Annotated in this window: 22 protein-coding genes and 1 CRISPR repeat array; of the genes, 17 read left to right on the top strand and 5 right to left on the bottom strand. The window is 41.2% G+C overall.

Translation table 11 applies throughout. The features are described from left to right. Positions 1–96 precede the first annotated feature (96 nt). The 11 genes from F7734_RS44185 to F7734_RS44135 all read left to right on the top strand — a co-directional run bounded on the left by F7734_RS44185 (position 97) and on the right by F7734_RS44135 (position 6,952). The gene (locus tag F7734_RS44185; RefSeq protein WP_155750710.1) at positions 97–279 is read left to right on the top strand and encodes a hypothetical protein; all 183 of its coding nucleotides are present in this window, start codon (positions 97–99) and stop codon (positions 277–279) included. Positions 280–533: 254 nt separating this feature from the next. Then, positions 534–1,844: a hypothetical protein gene (locus F7734_RS44180; RefSeq protein WP_155750709.1), complete on the top strand. Its 1,311-nt coding sequence runs from the start codon at positions 534–536 to the stop codon at positions 1,842–1,844. Positions 1,845–1,989: 145 nt separating this feature from the next. Then, the gene (locus F7734_RS44175) at positions 1,990–2,238 is read left to right on the top strand and encodes a hypothetical protein (RefSeq protein ID WP_155750708.1); all 249 of its coding nucleotides are present in this window, start codon (positions 1,990–1,992) and stop codon (positions 2,236–2,238) included. A 49-nt stretch (positions 2,239–2,287) separates the two neighbouring features. Beyond that, on the top strand, positions 2,288–2,524 hold the full coding sequence (locus F7734_RS44170; protein ID WP_155750707.1) for a hypothetical protein: 237 nt from the start codon (positions 2,288–2,290) through the stop codon (positions 2,522–2,524). Then, positions 2,493–2,984, top strand: coding sequence for a hypothetical protein (locus F7734_RS44165; RefSeq protein ID WP_155750706.1), 492 nt, complete (start codon positions 2,493–2,495; stop codon positions 2,982–2,984). The genes F7734_RS44170 and F7734_RS44165 overlap by 32 nt, the downstream gene beginning before the upstream one ends. Continuing rightward, a complete protein-coding gene (locus F7734_RS44160; RefSeq protein ID WP_155750705.1) occupies positions 2,985–3,434 on the top strand; it encodes a hypothetical protein in 450 nt (149 codons plus the stop codon). It abuts the gene before it with no gap. After that, a complete protein-coding gene (locus F7734_RS44155; RefSeq protein ID WP_155750704.1) occupies positions 3,434–3,625 on the top strand; it encodes a hypothetical protein in 192 nt (63 codons plus the stop codon). Before F7734_RS44160 ends, F7734_RS44155 begins: the two co-directional genes overlap by 1 nt. Continuing rightward, on the top strand, positions 3,564–4,265 hold the full coding sequence (locus tag F7734_RS44150) for a hypothetical protein (protein ID WP_166482524.1): 702 nt from the start codon (positions 3,564–3,566) through the stop codon (positions 4,263–4,265). Before F7734_RS44155 ends, F7734_RS44150 begins: the two co-directional genes overlap by 62 nt. Positions 4,266–4,315: 50 nt before the next feature. Continuing rightward, a complete protein-coding gene (locus tag F7734_RS44145; protein WP_155750702.1) occupies positions 4,316–4,699 on the top strand; it encodes a hypothetical protein in 384 nt (127 codons plus the stop codon). Beyond that, complete coding sequence (locus F7734_RS44140) at positions 4,696–5,427, top strand: hypothetical protein (protein ID WP_155750701.1); 732 nt, start codon at positions 4,696–4,698, stop codon at positions 5,425–5,427. Before F7734_RS44145 ends, F7734_RS44140 begins: the two co-directional genes overlap by 4 nt. Positions 5,428–5,547: 120 nt before the next feature. Further along, positions 5,548–6,242: direct repeats of the CRISPR family, unit length 36 nt; unit sequence GTTTCCATCCCCTTGCGGGGCGAGGGATTTGTAAAG. A 398-nt stretch (positions 6,243–6,640) separates the two neighbouring features. Beyond that, positions 6,641–6,952 carry a hypothetical protein gene (locus F7734_RS44135; RefSeq protein WP_155750700.1) on the top strand — a complete coding sequence of 104 codons (312 nt, stop codon included), beginning with the start codon at positions 6,641–6,643 and terminating at the stop codon, positions 6,950–6,952. A gap of 84 nt (positions 6,953–7,036) precedes the next feature. Here F7734_RS44135 and F7734_RS44130 read toward each other — a convergent pair whose 3' ends face one another. Together F7734_RS44130 and F7734_RS44125 are read right to left on the bottom strand one after the other, a co-directional pair. Continuing rightward, on the bottom strand, positions 7,037–7,186 hold the full coding sequence (locus tag F7734_RS44130; RefSeq protein ID WP_155750699.1) for a hypothetical protein: 150 nt from the start codon (positions 7,184–7,186) through the stop codon (positions 7,037–7,039). A gap of 140 nt (positions 7,187–7,326) precedes the next feature. Continuing rightward, positions 7,327–7,980: a hypothetical protein gene (locus F7734_RS44125; protein WP_155750698.1), complete on the bottom strand. Its 654-nt coding sequence runs from the start codon at positions 7,978–7,980 to the stop codon at positions 7,327–7,329. Positions 7,981–8,145: 165 nt separating this feature from the next. On the opposite strand from F7734_RS44125, the gene F7734_RS44120 reads away from it, so the two are divergent. After that, complete coding sequence (locus F7734_RS44120) at positions 8,146–8,370, top strand: hypothetical protein (RefSeq protein WP_155750697.1); 225 nt, start codon at positions 8,146–8,148, stop codon at positions 8,368–8,370. A gap of 125 nt (positions 8,371–8,495) precedes the next feature. Beyond that, entirely contained in the window at positions 8,496–9,173 is a 678-nt protein-coding gene (locus F7734_RS44115) for a hypothetical protein (RefSeq protein WP_155750696.1), read from the top strand. A gap of 68 nt (positions 9,174–9,241) precedes the next feature. On the opposite strand, the gene F7734_RS44110 is transcribed toward F7734_RS44115, so the two are convergent. Beyond that, entirely contained in the window at positions 9,242–9,349 is a 108-nt protein-coding gene (locus F7734_RS44110; protein WP_155750695.1) for a zinc ribbon domain-containing protein, read from the bottom strand. Between F7734_RS44110 and F7734_RS44105 the strand changes: the two genes are divergently transcribed. After that, positions 9,323–9,955, top strand: a complete 633-nt coding sequence (locus F7734_RS44105; RefSeq protein WP_155750694.1) for a site-specific integrase — start codon at positions 9,323–9,325, stop codon at positions 9,953–9,955. The two genes, F7734_RS44110 and F7734_RS44105, sit on opposite strands and share 27 nt — an antisense overlap. Here F7734_RS44105 and F7734_RS44100 read toward each other — a convergent pair. Both F7734_RS44100 and F7734_RS44095 read right to left on the bottom strand, forming a co-directional pair. After that, positions 9,947–10,987: a WD40 repeat domain-containing protein gene (locus F7734_RS44100; RefSeq protein ID WP_155750693.1), complete on the bottom strand. Its 1,041-nt coding sequence runs from the start codon at positions 10,985–10,987 to the stop codon at positions 9,947–9,949. The genes F7734_RS44105 and F7734_RS44100 overlap by 9 nt on opposite strands. 658 nt (positions 10,988–11,645) lie before the next feature. After that, a complete protein-coding gene (locus tag F7734_RS44095; protein ID WP_017742461.1) occupies positions 11,646–11,831 on the bottom strand; it encodes a hypothetical protein in 186 nt (61 codons plus the stop codon). Between the two features lie 160 nt (positions 11,832–11,991). Between F7734_RS44095 and F7734_RS44090 the strand changes: the two genes are divergently transcribed. From F7734_RS44090 to F7734_RS44080, 3 genes are read left to right on the top strand one after another with little or no spacing between them, the layout of a single operon-like run. Next, positions 11,992–14,709, top strand: a complete 2,718-nt coding sequence (locus F7734_RS44090; RefSeq protein WP_155743564.1) for a DDE-type integrase/transposase/recombinase — start codon at positions 11,992–11,994, stop codon at positions 14,707–14,709. Between the two features lie 3 nt (positions 14,710–14,712). Beyond that, entirely contained in the window at positions 14,713–15,894 is a 1,182-nt protein-coding gene (locus F7734_RS44085) for an AAA family ATPase (protein WP_155750692.1), read from the top strand. Next, positions 15,884–16,813, top strand: a complete 930-nt coding sequence (locus F7734_RS44080) for a TniQ family protein (protein WP_155750691.1) — start codon at positions 15,884–15,886, stop codon at positions 16,811–16,813. Before F7734_RS44085 ends, F7734_RS44080 begins: the two co-directional genes overlap by 11 nt. Positions 16,814–16,944: the final 131 nt, after the last annotated feature.

Raw genomic sequence — 16,944 nt, 5'->3', positions numbered from 1 at the left:
ATGGAAGTAAGCGCCAAAGGTAAGGGCGTCATAGCTAATCCTGTGAGATTAGCAACAGCCTTAATGGTTGTTACTAGTCTTGATAGGAGCATAATAATGTCACGAACGCCACAAACGCGAGTAGTCCTTGACCCTCGGTACAAGGACAAAGTAGAGCAGATTTGTAAGGCAACGGGCATACACAGCCCAAGTCAGTTATTCACAATTTTGGTTGCTAACTATGGTGATGTTCTTGTGAAGTCGCTCAAATCTATCGACACTGGCACACCCCAAAAATAAAGTGGAAAAAGTGCCTAGTAATGGTTTTAGCAGCCTATGCACTCCTTATTTATTCTGTTGCGAGTTGCAGTTGTCGATCTGTAGTAGCTTGTTGCGGCTTGTTGCAACAGGCGCAACAGTGCAACAGGGGATGCAACAGCCAAAAACCGATTTGGGTAACAGGTTTCAGCAAATTCGCTATAAAAGCAATAAATATTACAAGCTTACTTAAATAAGGCAATGTGACAGTAACCACATACTTAACAGGTGAACTTATGCCAAGAAAGAAAATTGCGTCAGAAGTTGACGTTCAAGAGATAGGAGAAACACCAGAACTGGTTGAAGAGAGCAACTCAGACAATCCAGACGCTGTGGTTGCTTCTGAACCATCCAAGGAGCCATCTAAGGAGTCAAAACCCAAAAAACCGCGTGTTATTGTCCCTAAAAAAGAATTCATCATGATTCTGGATGGTGGACGATCGCAAATCAAAGTACTGGTCATCGTAGATGGCGAAGTAACTTCAACCCTTGTCCTGGAATCAACCATCTGTGAGGTAGACACCCCTCCGTTTGGCGAGCAAGGAGCTTTCTCCTGTAGCCGTGAAAAGGTAGAGATTGAAGGTAGGCAAAAAGACTTAGTAGAACACTGGGTAGTCGGTGCATCTGCTAAGCTGCAAGGTAAAGAATATATCTCTATGTCGGATGGAGAAGACCATAAGGTAAAGTATTTTCCGATACTTGCCCTTGGTGCAATTGCGTCTTTACCGAATCTCTACGACCTATCTACTGGGACAAATGAAAAGAACCGAAGCTTATCTATCAAGCTGATTACCTTGAGCCTTGCCAATCCGTTGCAACTAAAAGAAGCAATCAAGAAGTGTCGGTGGATGCGGGTAGATGGAATCAAGTACTCGCTCTCCTTTTCCAAGGATGCCCTCAACTATCCAGAAGGCTATGGAGCAAGCCTCTATGGGCAGGGTGACAACAGGACTACACGCCCAACACTGTTTACTTTTGACGTTGGTTTCGGTACAGCCTGCGTTAGTGAATACAACAATCTCGGACGATTGCCCAAGCGTGTTGCACATAAACCTAATGGTGGGGGTGGGGTTGCCACACTGATTAGAGAGTTTGCTGAAGCGATCGCCAATAGTGATTCAGCCAAAGTCATTAAACCTTCGCAGTTGAGAGAAATTCTTTCTACGGCAATCATGGAGGATGGTAAGGTGCGGGCTGTTGCCCCAGATGGAAGGGATGTAGGTAACGCCCTTGAGATTGCTATCAAAAACTGGGTCAAAGATTCACCTTTAACGTTCGCCCTTGAATCTTTGGGCATCCAAGCACGTAAACATCCGGTGGTCTTGTGCGGTGGTGGTTTTGCAATTCCACCAGTACGAGAGATCGTAAAGGATTCTTTGGTTAAGGCAGGCATTCCAGAAAATAACTTGCTTGTTCCAGAACGACCAGAAATAGTTTCGCTGGTCGAGATGAGAAAGCTTTATTTACCAGAACAACAACACATAGAAGATATAGGAGGCAGCATTGGTGACAACCAGCAACAAGAGCAAGAGCAGCAAGCGGCTTAGTTATAACGTTCCTGTTGAGCTAGCCCCAAGTATCAAAATGCTTGCAGACATGGACGGAGTAACCGTACCTTACCTATTACGAAAAATGCTGGAAAGAGCAGTACAAGAACGACTTAGCAATAGGCAGAGTGCTTAAGGAGAAAACATGATTTTAGATTGTACCGAGCTTTACGGTAGTAACGCACAATACACCATACAAGGCGAGCGCGGTGAATGGCGATATTCGTACTCAACAGACGAAGGCAGAACCAAACGTTATGTCTTTTATCGCTTCTGTACTAGAGACCCTAATAGACGGGTAACGCGATCGCTGTCTCAACAGCAAGTTAAAGCTAAGGTATCGCGAGTGATGGATGTTATAAACTTAACCAGCCTTGAGGGATTCAGCGAATGAAGAAGAAGACTGTCTACGCGTAGACAGTCTTGACAAATCGGAGATGAGAATGTTTACCAAAAATCAACTGGAGCTATTAATAGAACTGCAATCTGATGATTGGCATCCTGAGTATTTTCGTCAACTGGTTCAGGAATGTGGCGGTCATGTTTTAGTCTGCTACATCAACCGCCTATCTGTAGAGCAAATCCAGGATTTACAGATAGCTCTGACTTTTCTTGCAGGTTTACCAGATATCAATAATACGCAATCACATGAACACATTACAGTACTACACCAGCAGTGACTGCCTAGAACGGCTAACAGAGCGATTCGGAGACCAATTGGAGTTGCTTGACCGTATGCAAAAGCTACAGCTACGGGCTATTCTGACTCATTTCATACTAGGTCGCGAGACCATGAGTGATGATTACTCAATTGATGACGCAGCGTCTGACTTCAATCTCTGGCAGTTGTTTATCCCAGATGAAGAGCTAGCGATCGCGCTAAGAACCCTGGCTGGATTGACCCTAGAGGACGCTGAATCCCTGCTTGAAGCCCTACAGGCACAATGCAGGTATGGGAATGCCCGACTAGCAACACCTATTGAAACAATGGTTGATGAACTCACAAAGCAAGGCATCCCATCTCCTCTAGCTAAGGAAGCAGCATACATCCTGGTAAAAGTGGATGCGGTAGGGAAAAGAACTACTGAGCAACAAGCCATTATCAACCAAGTACACAGACTTGTATTGGGGAAAAAGTAAATGGTCTATCAAAATTCTGATTGGCAGAAACAATACGACTTTCTTTTGAAGGAACGTCCAGAGAATTTGGAAGAAATTGTTACTACAAAATTCCAACTTCTCAAATGGAATGAACCTCTGAATGCCGAACACTGGGAATCTTTGCATGAAGAATTAAACCAAAAGATTGCTTCGGCATGGGATGGAAGTTCCCTCTTGGGATGGGATGAGGAAGATGAAGTTGTGAAGAGCTTTATTAAGGAAAAAGGACTGGGTGAATTGTTCAAAGATGTCCCAGCCCTGGCTCATGTTTTGGAAGATGAGGAGGAAGAAGACGGCTTTGACTGGCTCACAGAAGAGGATGAATTAATTGCTCAGTATGGCTTATCCAATTTAGAGTTTGTCCGCAATCAAGAATGGGTAGATGACAGCTTGGAACATTATTTAGGCAAATATCAGGGAGAACATTGATGAATGAGAATGATGCAATCCAGAGCGCGATCGCCGCCACTTTTGTGCTGTTCGGATTGGCGATTGTAGCCCCGTTGCTGGTGCGGATTTCACCAGAAGTTCACCTAAAAATTGATTTGGAAATAAACAATGGAATTCAAGAGCGACAAAGCCAACAAGACTACCAAAGCACAAGCGACCAACGCCAGTAGCAGTGCGATCGTACCAACTTCCAAGGTTGGCGCTTTCAAAGTGAATACGGATTCTTTTGCTGGTGCTCTTCAAGGGGTAATACCCGAAGGGATGCGCCCAATGGTTGCAGAAATAGGTCAAGGATTAGGCGTAGATTTAACTGACCTTTCCAAGCTCACCAAAGAGCAGGTGGTCAAAGCCAAACAATTAGCAGCGCAGTTAGATGAAAAACTAATGTGCATGAAGGAGTTAGCTCCATGCATTATGAAGTTTCTTGCCTTCCAAGTATCAGCAGCTGAGTTTCAAGCAGAAATAGTTGTTCAAGCTGCCAAAGCCAAAGCCAAGATCGACCAAGCTGCTGCCAAGGCTTATGTTGCCTACTACCGATATTTGCGTAAAGCTCAGAATCTTGAGAAGCGGGTTAACCAACAACGGCAAATCATTGATGCTGCCTACAATGCTTTTGAATCCGTGCAAGATGCCCGGTCAAACGCCATCCTCTCAGGACTAAATCAGCAAGCCAGATTGGGTGCTAGCAGCGCCCAGCACGCGAACTCCCTAAAACAAGAGCGGCAACAAATCCTAGCTGAGAGAAAAAACAATCTCCAGCAGATGAAGCACGACTTAAAGACCTCGCACTTGGGATCTACCAATAGCTAATAAACAAGCCCCTAGTACCAGCTAGGGGCTACCCATCAATAAGGAGTTGTATGAGTATAGAAGATGATATCCCGACACCTAAAGCAGATGCGCTACGGCACATAAAAAATCTAGGTGAAGCTGGTACGTTTTTCTCTGTTAGCCTGGGTTTGGCACTCGCCGCAGTGTATTTTCGACAGCTAGAAGTGGTGCTAGCGATCGCATACGTGGTAGCTATTATTTACACAGTCCTTAGCTTTGACGGAAAACCGCGAGCAACATTCTTCCGATTTGCAGCCATTACTCTAGGCGTGAGTGTAGGAATTAGAGAACTACTTATTTATTTTTGGGTTCCGGTCATTACAGCCATCGTGGTTGTAGTAGCTGTCGGAATTTTAGGTTTCATGGCTTATCGATATTTTGAATTGATGCTTTCTCCAAGGGGGCAACAATGAACCAAAAGTTTTTATGGGCTACTAAACATTGGGGATTGGGTGTAGGGGCATCATTGGCAGTTGTGGGAATTGTTCTAGCAGCACCGGAAAATATGAACACTTGGCGGCGAGTAGAAAAAACTAGTGAATTTTTCGGACAGACCTACACCGAATCAACTTATATTCGCATGGGAGAAATTATCCCACAGGGGTATGAAGTAACAGATCTAGCCTACGGTAGACATGAGATGAAAGCCCTTGGCGCTGGACTCCTCTTCCTGGGAAGCGCTATGGTTTGGGGTTTTGCTCAAGCCCTAGTCCCAGAATATGAGCGGTTAGAAAAAACCAATCACAGGATTCGCAAGTCTGAATTTGAACTTGAAGATATCCAGATTCAGCAAAATACGGAAGTCGCCCGATGGTCTATCGAACTAGATGCTCAATCTGACATTTCCAAGATGCTCAATCCACCCAAACCTTATATTGAGGAATCGGTAGAGGATGAGGAGGGATCAGAGCAGAAAGCGCTTGAAGGGGCTAAGTTTTCAGATACCTACACGGGTTTTTTAGGCTGGTTGCAATCCAAGGAAATTCGGCAAGCAACAGTTAGAGATTTAGCTCAAAAGTCTTTTAACGGCAAGAAAATCCCATCAGAACAGATTAGAAAGTGGGTTGATGAGTTATGCGTTGACGGACTAGCCGAATGGCTGGATGAGGAGAAAAAAGAATTTAGATTGTTGAACGGTTGATGGGCGATCGCGAATGAGCGTGCATATCAACACTCACCAATAGTATACCTGTGTTATGGGTAAGTGTTGATATGAATTCAAAAGACCGTTTAAATTTAGACGGTCTTTTCCAAGTCATCTGTTTTCATCCCCTTGCGGGGCGAGGGATTTGTAAAGAAACCTTGCTGAAACCCAGTCCGGGCGCTTCATGTGGGAGTTTCCATCCCCTTGCGGGGCGAGGGATTTGTAAAGCCAATTGGACGCTTTATCCATCCGGAAGCTCTATGGTTTCCATCCCCTTGCGGGGCGAGGGATTTGTAAAGTTCTGCTTGGTTGGTATTCGGTGTTTTCACCATAGGGTTTCCATCCCCTTGCGGGGCGAGGGATTTGTAAAGGAAGCGGAGGTGGAGGTACTTGCGGGTGCAACTGCTCGTTTCCATCCCCTTGCGGGGCGAGGGATTTGTAAAGTACGGCGGAATAGAGGGTAACTACTATGTAAGCCTAGGGAAAGTTTCCATCCCCTTGCGGGGCGAGGGATTTGTAAAGACAAGGTTCTGACGCGCCTGCAGATTCTTTAACATCGTTTCCATCCCCTTGCGGGGCGAGGGATTTGTAAAGAAAATTACAGAAATTGTTTCAAACATCTTCCCATCGTTTCCATCCCCTTGCGGGGCGAGGGATTTGTAAAGTCCACCGCAGCCATCAGAGCTAGAACCTTTCAGAGGGTTTCCATCCCCTTGCGGGGCGAGGGATTTGTAAAGGATAGAGCTGCTGGGGCCGAACATGGCGATGCCCGTTCAGTTTCCATCCCCTTGCGGGGCGAGGGATTTGTAAAGAGTTCACTTCTGGAACCCTTGCTGTGAGCGAGTTTCAGACCCCCTAATCGACACACCTCTTGAAAATGGTTAAAAAATTTCAAAAAGCATCAATTTTTGCAGCCCGAAAGCCTTACAGCGTAAGCAATCGACACACCTTAACGAAGTTATGCGGTTTTCAAGGATCGGGCGAGGTGTGTCGATGAACTTCAACAACACTAGCTGGAGTGTATAACGCATTACTTAAGGTTGTCAACAATGTAACAAAAACGTAATAAAATTCCTAGTACAGATGTGCCATTTTTTTTATGATTGAGATTTGGATAGAGGGGCGCGGGGTCGGGAAAGCCCGCCCAAGGTTCTCGCGAGGTAGTGTACACACAGCCTCAAAGTACGCTTCCTGGAAAGAGGATGCCATCTTGCAACTTAGATCCCAAGGTCTGGCTCCAGCGCCAGTTCCCGCGTGTGTGGATTGCTTATTCGTGAATTTCTTCTCCAGCGACTCGGATAACTTGACTGGCGCAGTCCTTGACGCCTTGGTTGAGGCAAGGGTTCTCGAAAACGACTCTTCGAGCTATGTTGCCGCCTCAAGTGGCAAATTTGTTAAGACTAGAAAGCGCAGAGGACAGGACAAACCTGTAGGCATCTTGATCCGCATCGTTCCAGCACAAATCGAATATTTTGAGATGGATGCTATTAGTGCGATCGCTTCTGAAATTCGTATGAGCTGAAAAAGACCGTTCAAATTTAGACGGTCTTTTTTTTTACTCTCTCAAATTTCTAAAAAATTGGGAGAGTAACTGCCGTGGCGGTGTTTACTGTTCTCCAGAGGCAATTCGCAGCACTTGGCTTAAATCTCTCTTGGCATCCTCGTAATGCCCCAACTCTAAGCTCTCCTGTGCGAATTGTACCCACTCCATCAGCTGCTGGAGGTCAACTGCTGGTGTAGACGCTGGTGTAGACATTGATACAGAAAGTTCCGAAATAAATCGATCAAGTGCTTCGCGTATGCGCTCTTTCTTCTCTGGCGCTTTGGCTAGTCGCCAGGTCTTGAGGATGCGATCGCGGGCTGATTCATAATCCTGTTGCCTGAGTCCGCCACTACTCAGGCTGTTAACTTTCCCCGTAGTTCATCCAGTTGTGCTTGGAGGGGTGCGAGTGCTTGCTGTATACGTTCATCTAGGCTTGCGTTTACACTGTCTGACGGGTGCAATACACTGCTTAGCCCATCATTGCCTAAAACAGATTTTCCCAACTCTAGCAATTTCATAATTACAGCAGTTTTGTCTACTCCAGACGTTCTTGCTTCTTGCTCAATAAATTCCAGCATCTCTTCTGGGCATCTAAAAGAAATAGTTTTGGTACCTTTTGGTAATGGTGCGTTTAGTTCCGGTTCTAACTCCTCAATCAAGCTGGCTTCAAAAGCTGCCAAGTTTTCTGCAGTTGCAGGTAACCATGAGATTCTTGATTCTTTCTCGGCTAGCACAAAATCGGCAAGTCTATGGTGATTGACAAAACGTTTACGCAAGTTAGTTGTTTTACCGATGTACAACAGACGTTGACCACCCCAGACAAAATAAATGGCTGACTCTGTTGGGAGGTTGCCGCGATCGCTAACCAAGGTGGACGGCATAGATGAACGAAGCATCTCTACTATTACTTCTGTCCTACCTCTACCAGTTGCGCTTTTCTGCTCCTCAATTACTGCTATGAGGTCTTTAGGGCATCGAAACCCTATATGCTCTGTTGTTTCTGCCATTTGTTTTACTTTTGTTCAACAACTCCCACTCTAGCATTTTGTTGAACGCAAGTTTTACAAATGTGCCACGCCAACAAACTGTCACATTGTTTTACGCACGTTCAACGGAAGTTGATAGATTAGTATCACAAGCGTAAAACACAAGTTCAACGGAGGTGAAAAACAATGACACAGCAAGCACAGAAACTACAAGACATCAAGAATATGGCTTACGCGATCGCCCGTTCCCTTGGACTGAAGCTGACCCAGACCCGCCATTTCAAACGGCACTGCGGACAAGGGTTGGATTTGAGAACTAAGCGTGGTTGGTTGATGCTTTGTGTTCGCCTACGTTCTTTGGCGAATGGTGTTGTTGTCTCCCTCTTCCTTCAATCCCAAGCTGCTGCATAAAACCCCCATGCACGAAAAAAGACTGTTTAAATTTAGACACTCTTTTTAAAAAGGCGCTGCACATCTGTTGTAAGTAGGCAGCGCCCAAAACTCCAAAAAATCAAAATCATTAGAGGTATTTCACCATGTTTGCACAAAAAGTTCAATCCATTGAATCTCAGATCCAACAGCTAACCGAGCAACTCAACTCCTACCGCTCTCTAGAAAGCGAGCTAGAGCAAGCACTCTTGGCGATCGCACGCATCAAGGCAACAGCTGCCGAACTGGGTGTGACAGATGAGGTAGAAGCATCCTTAGGGCTGTCTAGCGATGTTGCCCTGAAAGAAAAGGAATACAAGGCTATGCTCAAAAACCGCGATCTACGCATTGAGCGGCTAGAGCAAGCCTACACTGATGTTGCGACTGAGCGAGAGCAGCAAAAAGATACAATCCGCCAGCTAGAAGAAAAGCTCGAAGCACAGCAGAAAACAGGATGGGTAAACCTGGTAGAGCCAGAGGAGGAATGGGGAGAAGAGGATGAGGAAGAAAATCTAGAAACCAAGACAGCTGAACACCTGGAAACCAAGACACCCATATCCGAGGAAGAAGCTAGAAAATCCCTCTTCCCAGAGCCAGTACAGCTAGGACTTCCCACAATCGAAGTAGGTTCAATCGTTGAGTGTCCGGATGGCGTAACGGCATTGAGCCGAGATCCTTGTAAAATCATGCAAGATGGTCTGGAAAGTCTTTACTTATCTAGCTTTCAAGCATTCTCTCAAATTTTATGTTACGTAAAATTATGTAAACATACGGTTGACATATAAATGAATCTGTCAAAAATCATTTGTCATCAATGGTAGCCAAAGTTGAAAAGCTTACTATGTCTTGTATTTCAGCTATTTTTATAGGCAAAACCACAAAAAGGACAGAAGCGGTATTTGAGTGAAGCAACTAATTCACCACAATTGGCACAATGGGAACTCAGAGGAGTGCCACACATAAAGCAATATTTGGCTCGCACGTCTCAGAGGAAATAGTACGCTTTCTGATTCCAGAACAATTAAATGTACTGTACAAAGCTGTAGCCAATGATTTACGCATGAATGCAGTTGTACATTTATTACATCAGACAGGATGTCGAATTGCTGAGCTTTTGGCGTTAGATATCTCTGATATAGATTTGGACAAATATAAGTTTCAAGTAGTTGGTAAAGGGAACAAACAGCGTTGGTGTTTCTACAGTTTTGATGCTGCTAATGCGCTTAATAAATATATAAAAGAGGAGAGACATGATAATTGTCCTGCTTTGTTTACAGCCCAACAACCAGTTACAAAAGTAGTCAAGAGAATTAGCTATCGTACTGTGTATAAGAATTGGCGAGAATTGATTGAGCCATATCCGGAACTGCAAGGGGTACGCATTCACGATTTACGCCACACATTTGCTACAGAAAGAGTTGGTTTAATGGACATTGTGGAGTTAGGAGCATTGATGGGACATGAAAGTATTCAAACAACACTTCGCTATCAAAAAGTTACATCAGCAAGAGCAGAGGAAGTTGCACGTAAAGCATTTTCTTCTTTGACAAATACGAATCTAGCTTAAGCGCAGAAAATTGACTTGACCAGAACAGGAGCCTGCAACCACCGTTGCGTTATCTTTAGCAATAGCACAGCAACTTAGAGGACTCTCTCCAGTCCAACTAACAATACAGTTTCCCGTTTGTAAATCCCATAGTTTAAGGGTGCAGTCACCTGAAGCCGAGAGTACATGGTTACCGTCAGGATGAACAATAATGGAGCTAACCCAGGTTGTATGACCATAAAAGGTATGTAAACAATTACCACTTTCTAAGTCCCACAGCTTGATAATACCATCACGAGAACTAGAAAGAGCTTGCTTACCGTTAGGATGTATTACTACAGAACTGATGATGTCGCCATGACCCTCAAAAGTATGCAAACATTTACCATTGCTAAGATCCCATAGCTTGAGAGGATTGGTAAAGGAACTACGCCAAGAATCACCTAATGAGCCAGAAAATGCCCGATAGCCATTGGGAGCCACCGCAACTAAATGAACGTCCTCAAAAGTATGCAAACAATTTCCATTAAACAGGTCTAATAACCTCATCATACCATGATCGTACCCACAACAGAGAGCTTGGTGCCCATTGGGGAGTATGACTACAGAAAAGTTAACCAACGTATTAGCGATCTCCTCAAAAGTAAACAGGCATCTTCTACTTCTTAAGTCCCACAGTTTTACAGTAGCGTCACTTGAGGCAGAAAGAGCTTGGTGACCGTTTGGATGTATGACGACACAATTGATACCAAAATGGTTGTTGTGACCAAAAAAGGTATGCAAACATTCGCCACTATCCAAGTCCCATAGCTTTAAAGTGTTATCTTCCGAGCCAGAGAGCGCTTGGTGACCGTTTGGATGAATCGCGACGGAAGTAACTAGGTCGCTATGACCGTAAAAAGTACGCAAGCACTCGCCATTGCTTAAGTCCCATAGCTTTAGAGTTTTGTCCCATGAGGCAGAGAGTGCCTGATGTGCATTAGAACGTATCACTATAGAACTGACGTATTCTTGATGACCTGTATGAATATGCGGATGATGTGAGTCGTTCAAAAAAGTGTCCACAAAGTTAAAGTTGCTGTAGGGATACTGTTTCTAATTTGTCTAAATTCTTGTCACATAGTCTAGCTTATTCCAAAGTCTTTATCGTTGGAAAAAGTAATGCTTTTAGAACTTACGCACTGTACAAATTAACTGTTATATGCATTAACGAATAATGGTCGTTTTAGACTTGTAGGGGCGCAAGGCCTTGCGCCCCTACGGTTGGTAATGTTGGTTCTTATTCGTTCAAAAATCAAACGTTGAGGCACTAAATATCTCACTCCATATCTGACGTTTTCTGTCAATGCGTAAGTGTCACTAGACCCAAAATTTGTCTGGGTCTGGAAGCATAACTGAGTCTTTAAATGTCTAAAACCCTTATCATTACGTTGCTGCTTCGTTCTCAATTGCTAACCTTAGAAGGATAACTTGTCCTTAAATGCAAAATGGAACCATAAAGAGTCCGCAAGTGCAAAGATTTTTTCCTTATTCAGTGATGCCTAAGTTTCTTTTAAGACAAAGTACTGACTGGCATAGAAAAGGCATATGTTAAGGTTTTATCCTGGTCATCAAAAATTTTCACGCATTTTTACAGGAATTTACAATCAAAAACGGGTAATTGATGAGCGGAGAAGGTTAAGGAAAGATTATGTAAAAATCGGGAAGGTTTTTACTGCTCTGGGAAAGTGCGTATTGATGACTTTTGAGGAAATTCCCCATTGTGTTTGGCTAATTTGATGGACATTTCAATCAGAAACGCTGCAAGATTGGCAGTGGGGCGTCCTTGAAATTCAGCCCACGCTTCTAAATCCTCTAAAACACTGTCGGGCAAAGTAACGTTAATTCTTTTACTCACGTTATCAGTTTACCAGTATCTATAAATCAACTGCTGACCAGTTTATCAGCAAGGTTAACTTTATATAAGTTACATCATATTTACATCACTACGGATGTATACAAGATAGTAGAGCAAATAGACTTATTGTAATTGATATGTGTAATGATGGGGTGCAACCATGATGACACAAGAAGAATTTAACCAATGGTGCATAAGTCAGAGCCTGAGTGCATCTGCTCGACAGGAAATTGAAAGAATTCGCAAAACTCTACCATCTCGCAGCGTTGGAAGTCGTTGTAAAAACGTTTCAGGGCGTTATCCAAGCCGTAAGATGGGTGCCACAATTCAATTTGAATCGCATAAAGTTGAGCTTCCTTTTATTTATCAGTTAGAGCATTCAGAAGATGTTTTAGAGTATTACGACCAGCCACCTCCTTTTAAAATTCAATATCTTTCGGCATCCGGGCGTAATTTAGGTGTAATAATTACTCCAGATTTTTTTGTAATTAGCTCACAAAGTGCAGGCTGGGTCGAGTGTAAAACAGAAACAGAATTAGAGAAGTTGGCACAAAAAAGTCCTCATCGTTACCAATTTGGTAATGATAATAAATGGCAATCACCACCAGGGTCAGAATATGCCAAACAGTTTGGTTTTTACTTCCGACTATGGTCGAGTGCAAGAATTAACTGGACATTACAGCGGAATCTAGAATTTCTAGAAGATTACTATAAAAGTAATTTATCGTTAATAATTCCAAAACGCGACAATATAATTACTTCACTAGTAGAAGCGCACCCAGGAATTTCCATAGCTGAGTTATTGGACTATAAAGGTGTGAACGCAGATGACATTTATAATCTAATAGCGGCAGAAGAGATCTATGTAAATTTAACCATACACACCTTAGTAGAAGCTGAGAAATGTCGAGTTTTTAAATCTCGTGTGATAGAAAACTCTGTGAAGGCAATTGAAAGGACGGAAAATTTAGATAAAATTGCGGACACGGTAATTGATTTAATGCCAGGTACGTCAGTCTTTTATGATGGTAGAAGCTTAAATATTATCTTAGTGGGTCAAGATTATCTTTTACTTAGTGCGAAAGAGTTTGAGACTATAGAACTCAAAATATCGGAGTTCTCAGATTTGATAAACTCCGGTAAAATCAAAATAAATAAAATCAAAAATCAATCACAAATAAGAGCAAAAGCATTAGAAATATTGAAACAGGCTTCGACTGATGATTTAATAGGAGCCAATCGTCGTTTTAGTCTATTAAAACCTTATTTAGATGAACAATCAGTAGCAACTGGTACGCCAAAAGAAAGGTCTTTGAGGCGTTGGCTCCATAATTACTGGCAAGCAGAACAGAAGTACGGTTATGGCTATTTGGGATTAATATCGTTAGACAAACGTAAAGGCAATCGAGATAGAAAACTGCCCAAACATATTATAGAACTGTTAGAAAAATTTATCAGTGATGAGTATGAAAATAAAAAGCAGAAAAGTAAACAAGCCGTTTATTCTTCATTTGTTAATACTTGCTTAAAATCTGGAATTAGTGATACTCAAATTCCCAGTTATAAAACTTTTATAACAGAAATAAAAAAACGTCCTACTTATTCAAGATTAGAAAAACGTTCAGGGACTCGTGCAGCGTATGAAAGTGAAGAATTTTATTGGGAACTAGAATTATCTACACCTAGACATGGCGATTTCCCTTTTCACATTGCTCACATTGACCATACAGAGTTGGACATTGAACTAAGATGCTCTAAAACAGGAAAAGTTCTAGGGAAGCCTTGGCTAAGTTTATTAGTAGATGCATTTACAAGGAGAATTTTAGCAATTTATATCAGCTATGACCCTCCATCTTATCGTTCTTGCATGATGGTATTGCGAATTTGTGTTCAACGCCATTCAAGACTACCTCAAACAATTGTAACTGATAATGGCAAGGAGTTTTACAGTACTTACTTTGAAACATTACTAGCAATGTTTGAATGTACTTTGAAAAGACGACCCCCAGCAAAGCCTCGATTTAGTAGTGTTTGTGAGAGATTATTTGGAACAACAAATACTCAGTTTTTGTATAACTTAGCAGGTAATACTCAAATTACCAAAAAAGTCAGATTAATGACTAAATCTGTAAATCCTAAAAATCTTTCTGTTTGGACTTTAGGACTCTTATATATGCATTTAACAGAATGGGCTTACTCAATTTACGATACAACTGAGCATCCAGCATTGCAAGGTCAAAGCCCTGATGAAGCTTTTACTTACGGGATAAAGCAATTTGGTTGCCGTAATGGACGAATGATTCCATTTGATGAGAACTTCCGGATTCTCACTTTACCAACAACAAAAAAGGGTAAAGCAAAAGTTCAAATTGGAAAGGGAATAAAAATAGATAATAAATACTATTGGCATAGCGCATTTCGTGACCCGCAAATAGAAAAAACTTTAGTTAATGTTAGATATGACCCTTTTAATGCTGGGATTGCCTATGCTTATGTCCAAGGAATTTGGGTTGAATGCATTAGTGAATATTATCCTTTATTTAGAGGACATTCTGAAAAAGAAATAATTATTGCAACTACTGAATTAAAAAAACAGCAACAAAATCATGGTAGTAATAACAAAATTCGCTCTTTACAATTAGCACAATTTATGGCTAGTACAGAAGCAGAAGAATGTTTGCTTGCACAACGCTTAAAGGACTCACAAGCACTTGAAGTTATCAGCGTGATAAATGGTGGTTTACCAAATATTAATCCTTACGGTGAATCAAGTGATAATCAATTATCTGCTATCGAGAGCAAACAAGACGATAATCGAATGACTCAGGCTCATGAATTTATTAATCCTGATAAGCTACAAACTTTTGCTGAGTACTAGTTTATGAAAGATAATCAACAATTTACATCAGATTCTCAAAAAGCCTCGTTACATGAAAAACTGGCTGACTATGATTCATATACAATGGCGCATCCTTATTTAGATATAGCTTTTGAAACTCTCAAGCCAATCATAACTAATTGTGGAGAATCACGAATCATTTTTATTGTTGGACCAACAGGAGTAGGTAAAACAAAATTACGTTTACTAATTGAAAAATGGATAATTGAGTCATCATTATCTTTATTAGATGTTGACAGAGGTTGTATTCCAGTTGCGAGTATTGAAGCACGTCTGTTAGGAGGAGGTTTATTTAATTTCAAAGACCACCTCAAACGTTGTTTATATGCGCTAGCAGAACCACCTGGGTTAGTTAAAAATAAAATAAATTACGGAACTTCAAGTGTTTATCATAATCTTGATGGAGAATTAATTGTTAAACCAACAATTTTGGAAACTGAGTTAGGGTGGGCATTAGAGCAAGCTTTACATCATCGAAGACCTAAAATTTTCTTTATTGATGAAGCTCATCATTTATTAGCTGTAGCTAGTGGAAGAAAATTAACAGATGTACCTGAAGCAATTAAATCGTTAGCAAATATTACTCAAATTTTACATGGACTAATTGGAACTTATGATTTATTAACTCTTCATGATATTGGGGACCAATTAAGTCGGCGTAGTATTTATATCCATTTACCTCGCTACAATGCAGAGTTTATAGAAGATAGAGAAATTTGGCAAAGTATAATTTGGAATTTTCAGCATCAAATATCGACAAGAGAACCACCAGATTTTTTATCACATTGGGAGTATTTATATTCACGCAGTTTGGGATGTGTTGGGATTTTCAAAAATTGGTCGAGAAATGCCTTTGGAGAAGCGTTAAATGAAAATGCTTCTACCGTTACACTGAAGCATTTAGAAAAACGTGCTTTATCAGTTGGTCAATGTCGAAATATTCTCAAACATATTAAGGAAGGAGAAGCAAAATATGCAGAAATAGAAGGTAAGACGGAGGAATTATACCAAGATTTAGGTTTACGTCGTCCACCTATCTCTAAGCAAAAATATAGTAATCAATCTGAATTAAAATCCCAAAGTTTCTCATCTCAAAAGCGTAAAAAACCAGTTGGTATTCGTAAACCTACACGAGACTCAATAGGAACGGAAAATGCAATTTGAAAAACTAACATTATATTCAGGTTATGATTTTCAAACTCCGGTTGTTGAAAAACGTAGCACTTTATACTCTTTAGAACCAATTGGCATTGGTACATCTAAATGTGAAAGTCTAATTAGCTATCTCATTCGTTTAGCCGAAACTCATTGTGTAACTCCAGACAAATTAATTAAGCATAATATTCATCCACTTTTTTGGGGTCATGAGGATTTTTGTACTTATTATAAAGGTATTATTGGTAGAACTTTTATCCATTATTCTCATATTAAATTGCTAAATTTTAGTGGTTGGTATACATCGAAATTAGTTGAGTGCTTACAATCTTTGACCTTACGTGAAGATTTAGTTTTTTTGACAATGATGCATTGGCATGAGCTAATTCATCATCTTTACTTATCTCGTTACTATAAAGCTTGGTGTCCTTTATGTTATGACTATTGGCGGCAAAATAAACTACCTATATATGAACCATTACTATGGTCTTTTGAGCCAGTTATAATGTGTGAGCATCATCATTCTCCCTTGGTTACTCAATGCCCTCACTGTAATCAAAAACTACCGATGTTAACTGCCACTACACGGCATGGATATTGTAATCATTGTGGAAAATGGTTGGGAAACCAAGAAAAATTATCATTACAGAGTTTATCAACTTCTGAAATCGCCTTACAATTAGACTTAATCAAAGTTTTTGGCTCGTTAATTGCTTTTACTCCTGAAGCTTTTAATAATACTAGAAAAACCTTTTATAGACAAATCATAACTTATTTTCAACTGAAAGAATTTGAAAGTATTGAATTATCTAACCCTCAAATTTCTCCAAAAAGGATACATCAATCCATGACTTATGAAGGATTTACTGTTCAAGATTTTTGGAAAACATTCTCTCCAATAGCTTCTAATCGGACTACAATATATTAGAACTGGGTCAAAATATTTAAATGAGCCTGTTCTTGAATCTACAAAATTTTAGCTGTTGGAAGCATAATTTGTCCGAAACATAATTGGAAGCATATAGTGTCCTTTACTGCCAAGTTATGCTCCTAGTTACA

It is taken from the genome of Scytonema sp. UIC 10036 (assembly GCF_009725235.1).
Note: the sequence above shows the minus strand (reverse complement) of the source record. Positions and strands in the feature narration are given on the sequence as shown.

Coding starts and splice junctions, on each gene's coding strand:
- F7734_RS44185 (WP_155750710.1), top strand. CDS start 97: ATGTCACGAACGCCACAAACGCGAGTAGTCCTTGACCCTCGGTACAAG.
- F7734_RS44180 (WP_155750709.1), top strand. CDS start 534: ATGCCAAGAAAGAAAATTGCGTCAGAAGTTGACGTTCAAGAGATAGGA.
- F7734_RS44175 (WP_155750708.1), top strand. CDS start 1,990: ATGATTTTAGATTGTACCGAGCTTTACGGTAGTAACGCACAATACACC.
- F7734_RS44170 (WP_155750707.1), top strand. CDS start 2,288: ATGTTTACCAAAAATCAACTGGAGCTATTAATAGAACTGCAATCTGAT.
- F7734_RS44165 (WP_155750706.1), top strand. CDS start 2,493: ATGAACACATTACAGTACTACACCAGCAGTGACTGCCTAGAACGGCTA.
- F7734_RS44160 (WP_155750705.1), top strand. CDS start 2,985: ATGGTCTATCAAAATTCTGATTGGCAGAAACAATACGACTTTCTTTTG.
- F7734_RS44155 (WP_155750704.1), top strand. CDS start 3,434: ATGAATGAGAATGATGCAATCCAGAGCGCGATCGCCGCCACTTTTGTG.
- F7734_RS44150 (WP_166482524.1), top strand. CDS start 3,564: ATGGAATTCAAGAGCGACAAAGCCAACAAGACTACCAAAGCACAAGCG.
- F7734_RS44145 (WP_155750702.1), top strand. CDS start 4,316: ATGAGTATAGAAGATGATATCCCGACACCTAAAGCAGATGCGCTACGG.
- F7734_RS44140 (WP_155750701.1), top strand. CDS start 4,696: ATGAACCAAAAGTTTTTATGGGCTACTAAACATTGGGGATTGGGTGTA.
- F7734_RS44130 (WP_155750699.1), bottom strand. CDS start 7,186: ATGTCTACACCAGCGTCTACACCAGCAGTTGACCTCCAGCAGCTGATG.
- F7734_RS44125 (WP_155750698.1), bottom strand. CDS start 7,980: ATGGCAGAAACAACAGAGCATATAGGGTTTCGATGCCCTAAAGACCTC.
- F7734_RS44120 (WP_155750697.1), top strand. CDS start 8,146: ATGACACAGCAAGCACAGAAACTACAAGACATCAAGAATATGGCTTAC.
- F7734_RS44115 (WP_155750696.1), top strand. CDS start 8,496: ATGTTTGCACAAAAAGTTCAATCCATTGAATCTCAGATCCAACAGCTA.
- F7734_RS44105 (WP_155750694.1), top strand. CDS start 9,323: ATGGGAACTCAGAGGAGTGCCACACATAAAGCAATATTTGGCTCGCAC.
- F7734_RS44110 (WP_155750695.1), bottom strand. CDS start 9,349: ATGTGTGGCACTCCTCTGAGTTCCCATTGTGCCAATTGTGGTGAATTA.
- F7734_RS44090 (WP_155743564.1), top strand. CDS start 11,992: ATGATGACACAAGAAGAATTTAACCAATGGTGCATAAGTCAGAGCCTG.
- F7734_RS44085 (WP_155750692.1), top strand. CDS start 14,713: ATGAAAGATAATCAACAATTTACATCAGATTCTCAAAAAGCCTCGTTA.
- F7734_RS44080 (WP_155750691.1), top strand. CDS start 15,884: ATGCAATTTGAAAAACTAACATTATATTCAGGTTATGATTTTCAAACT.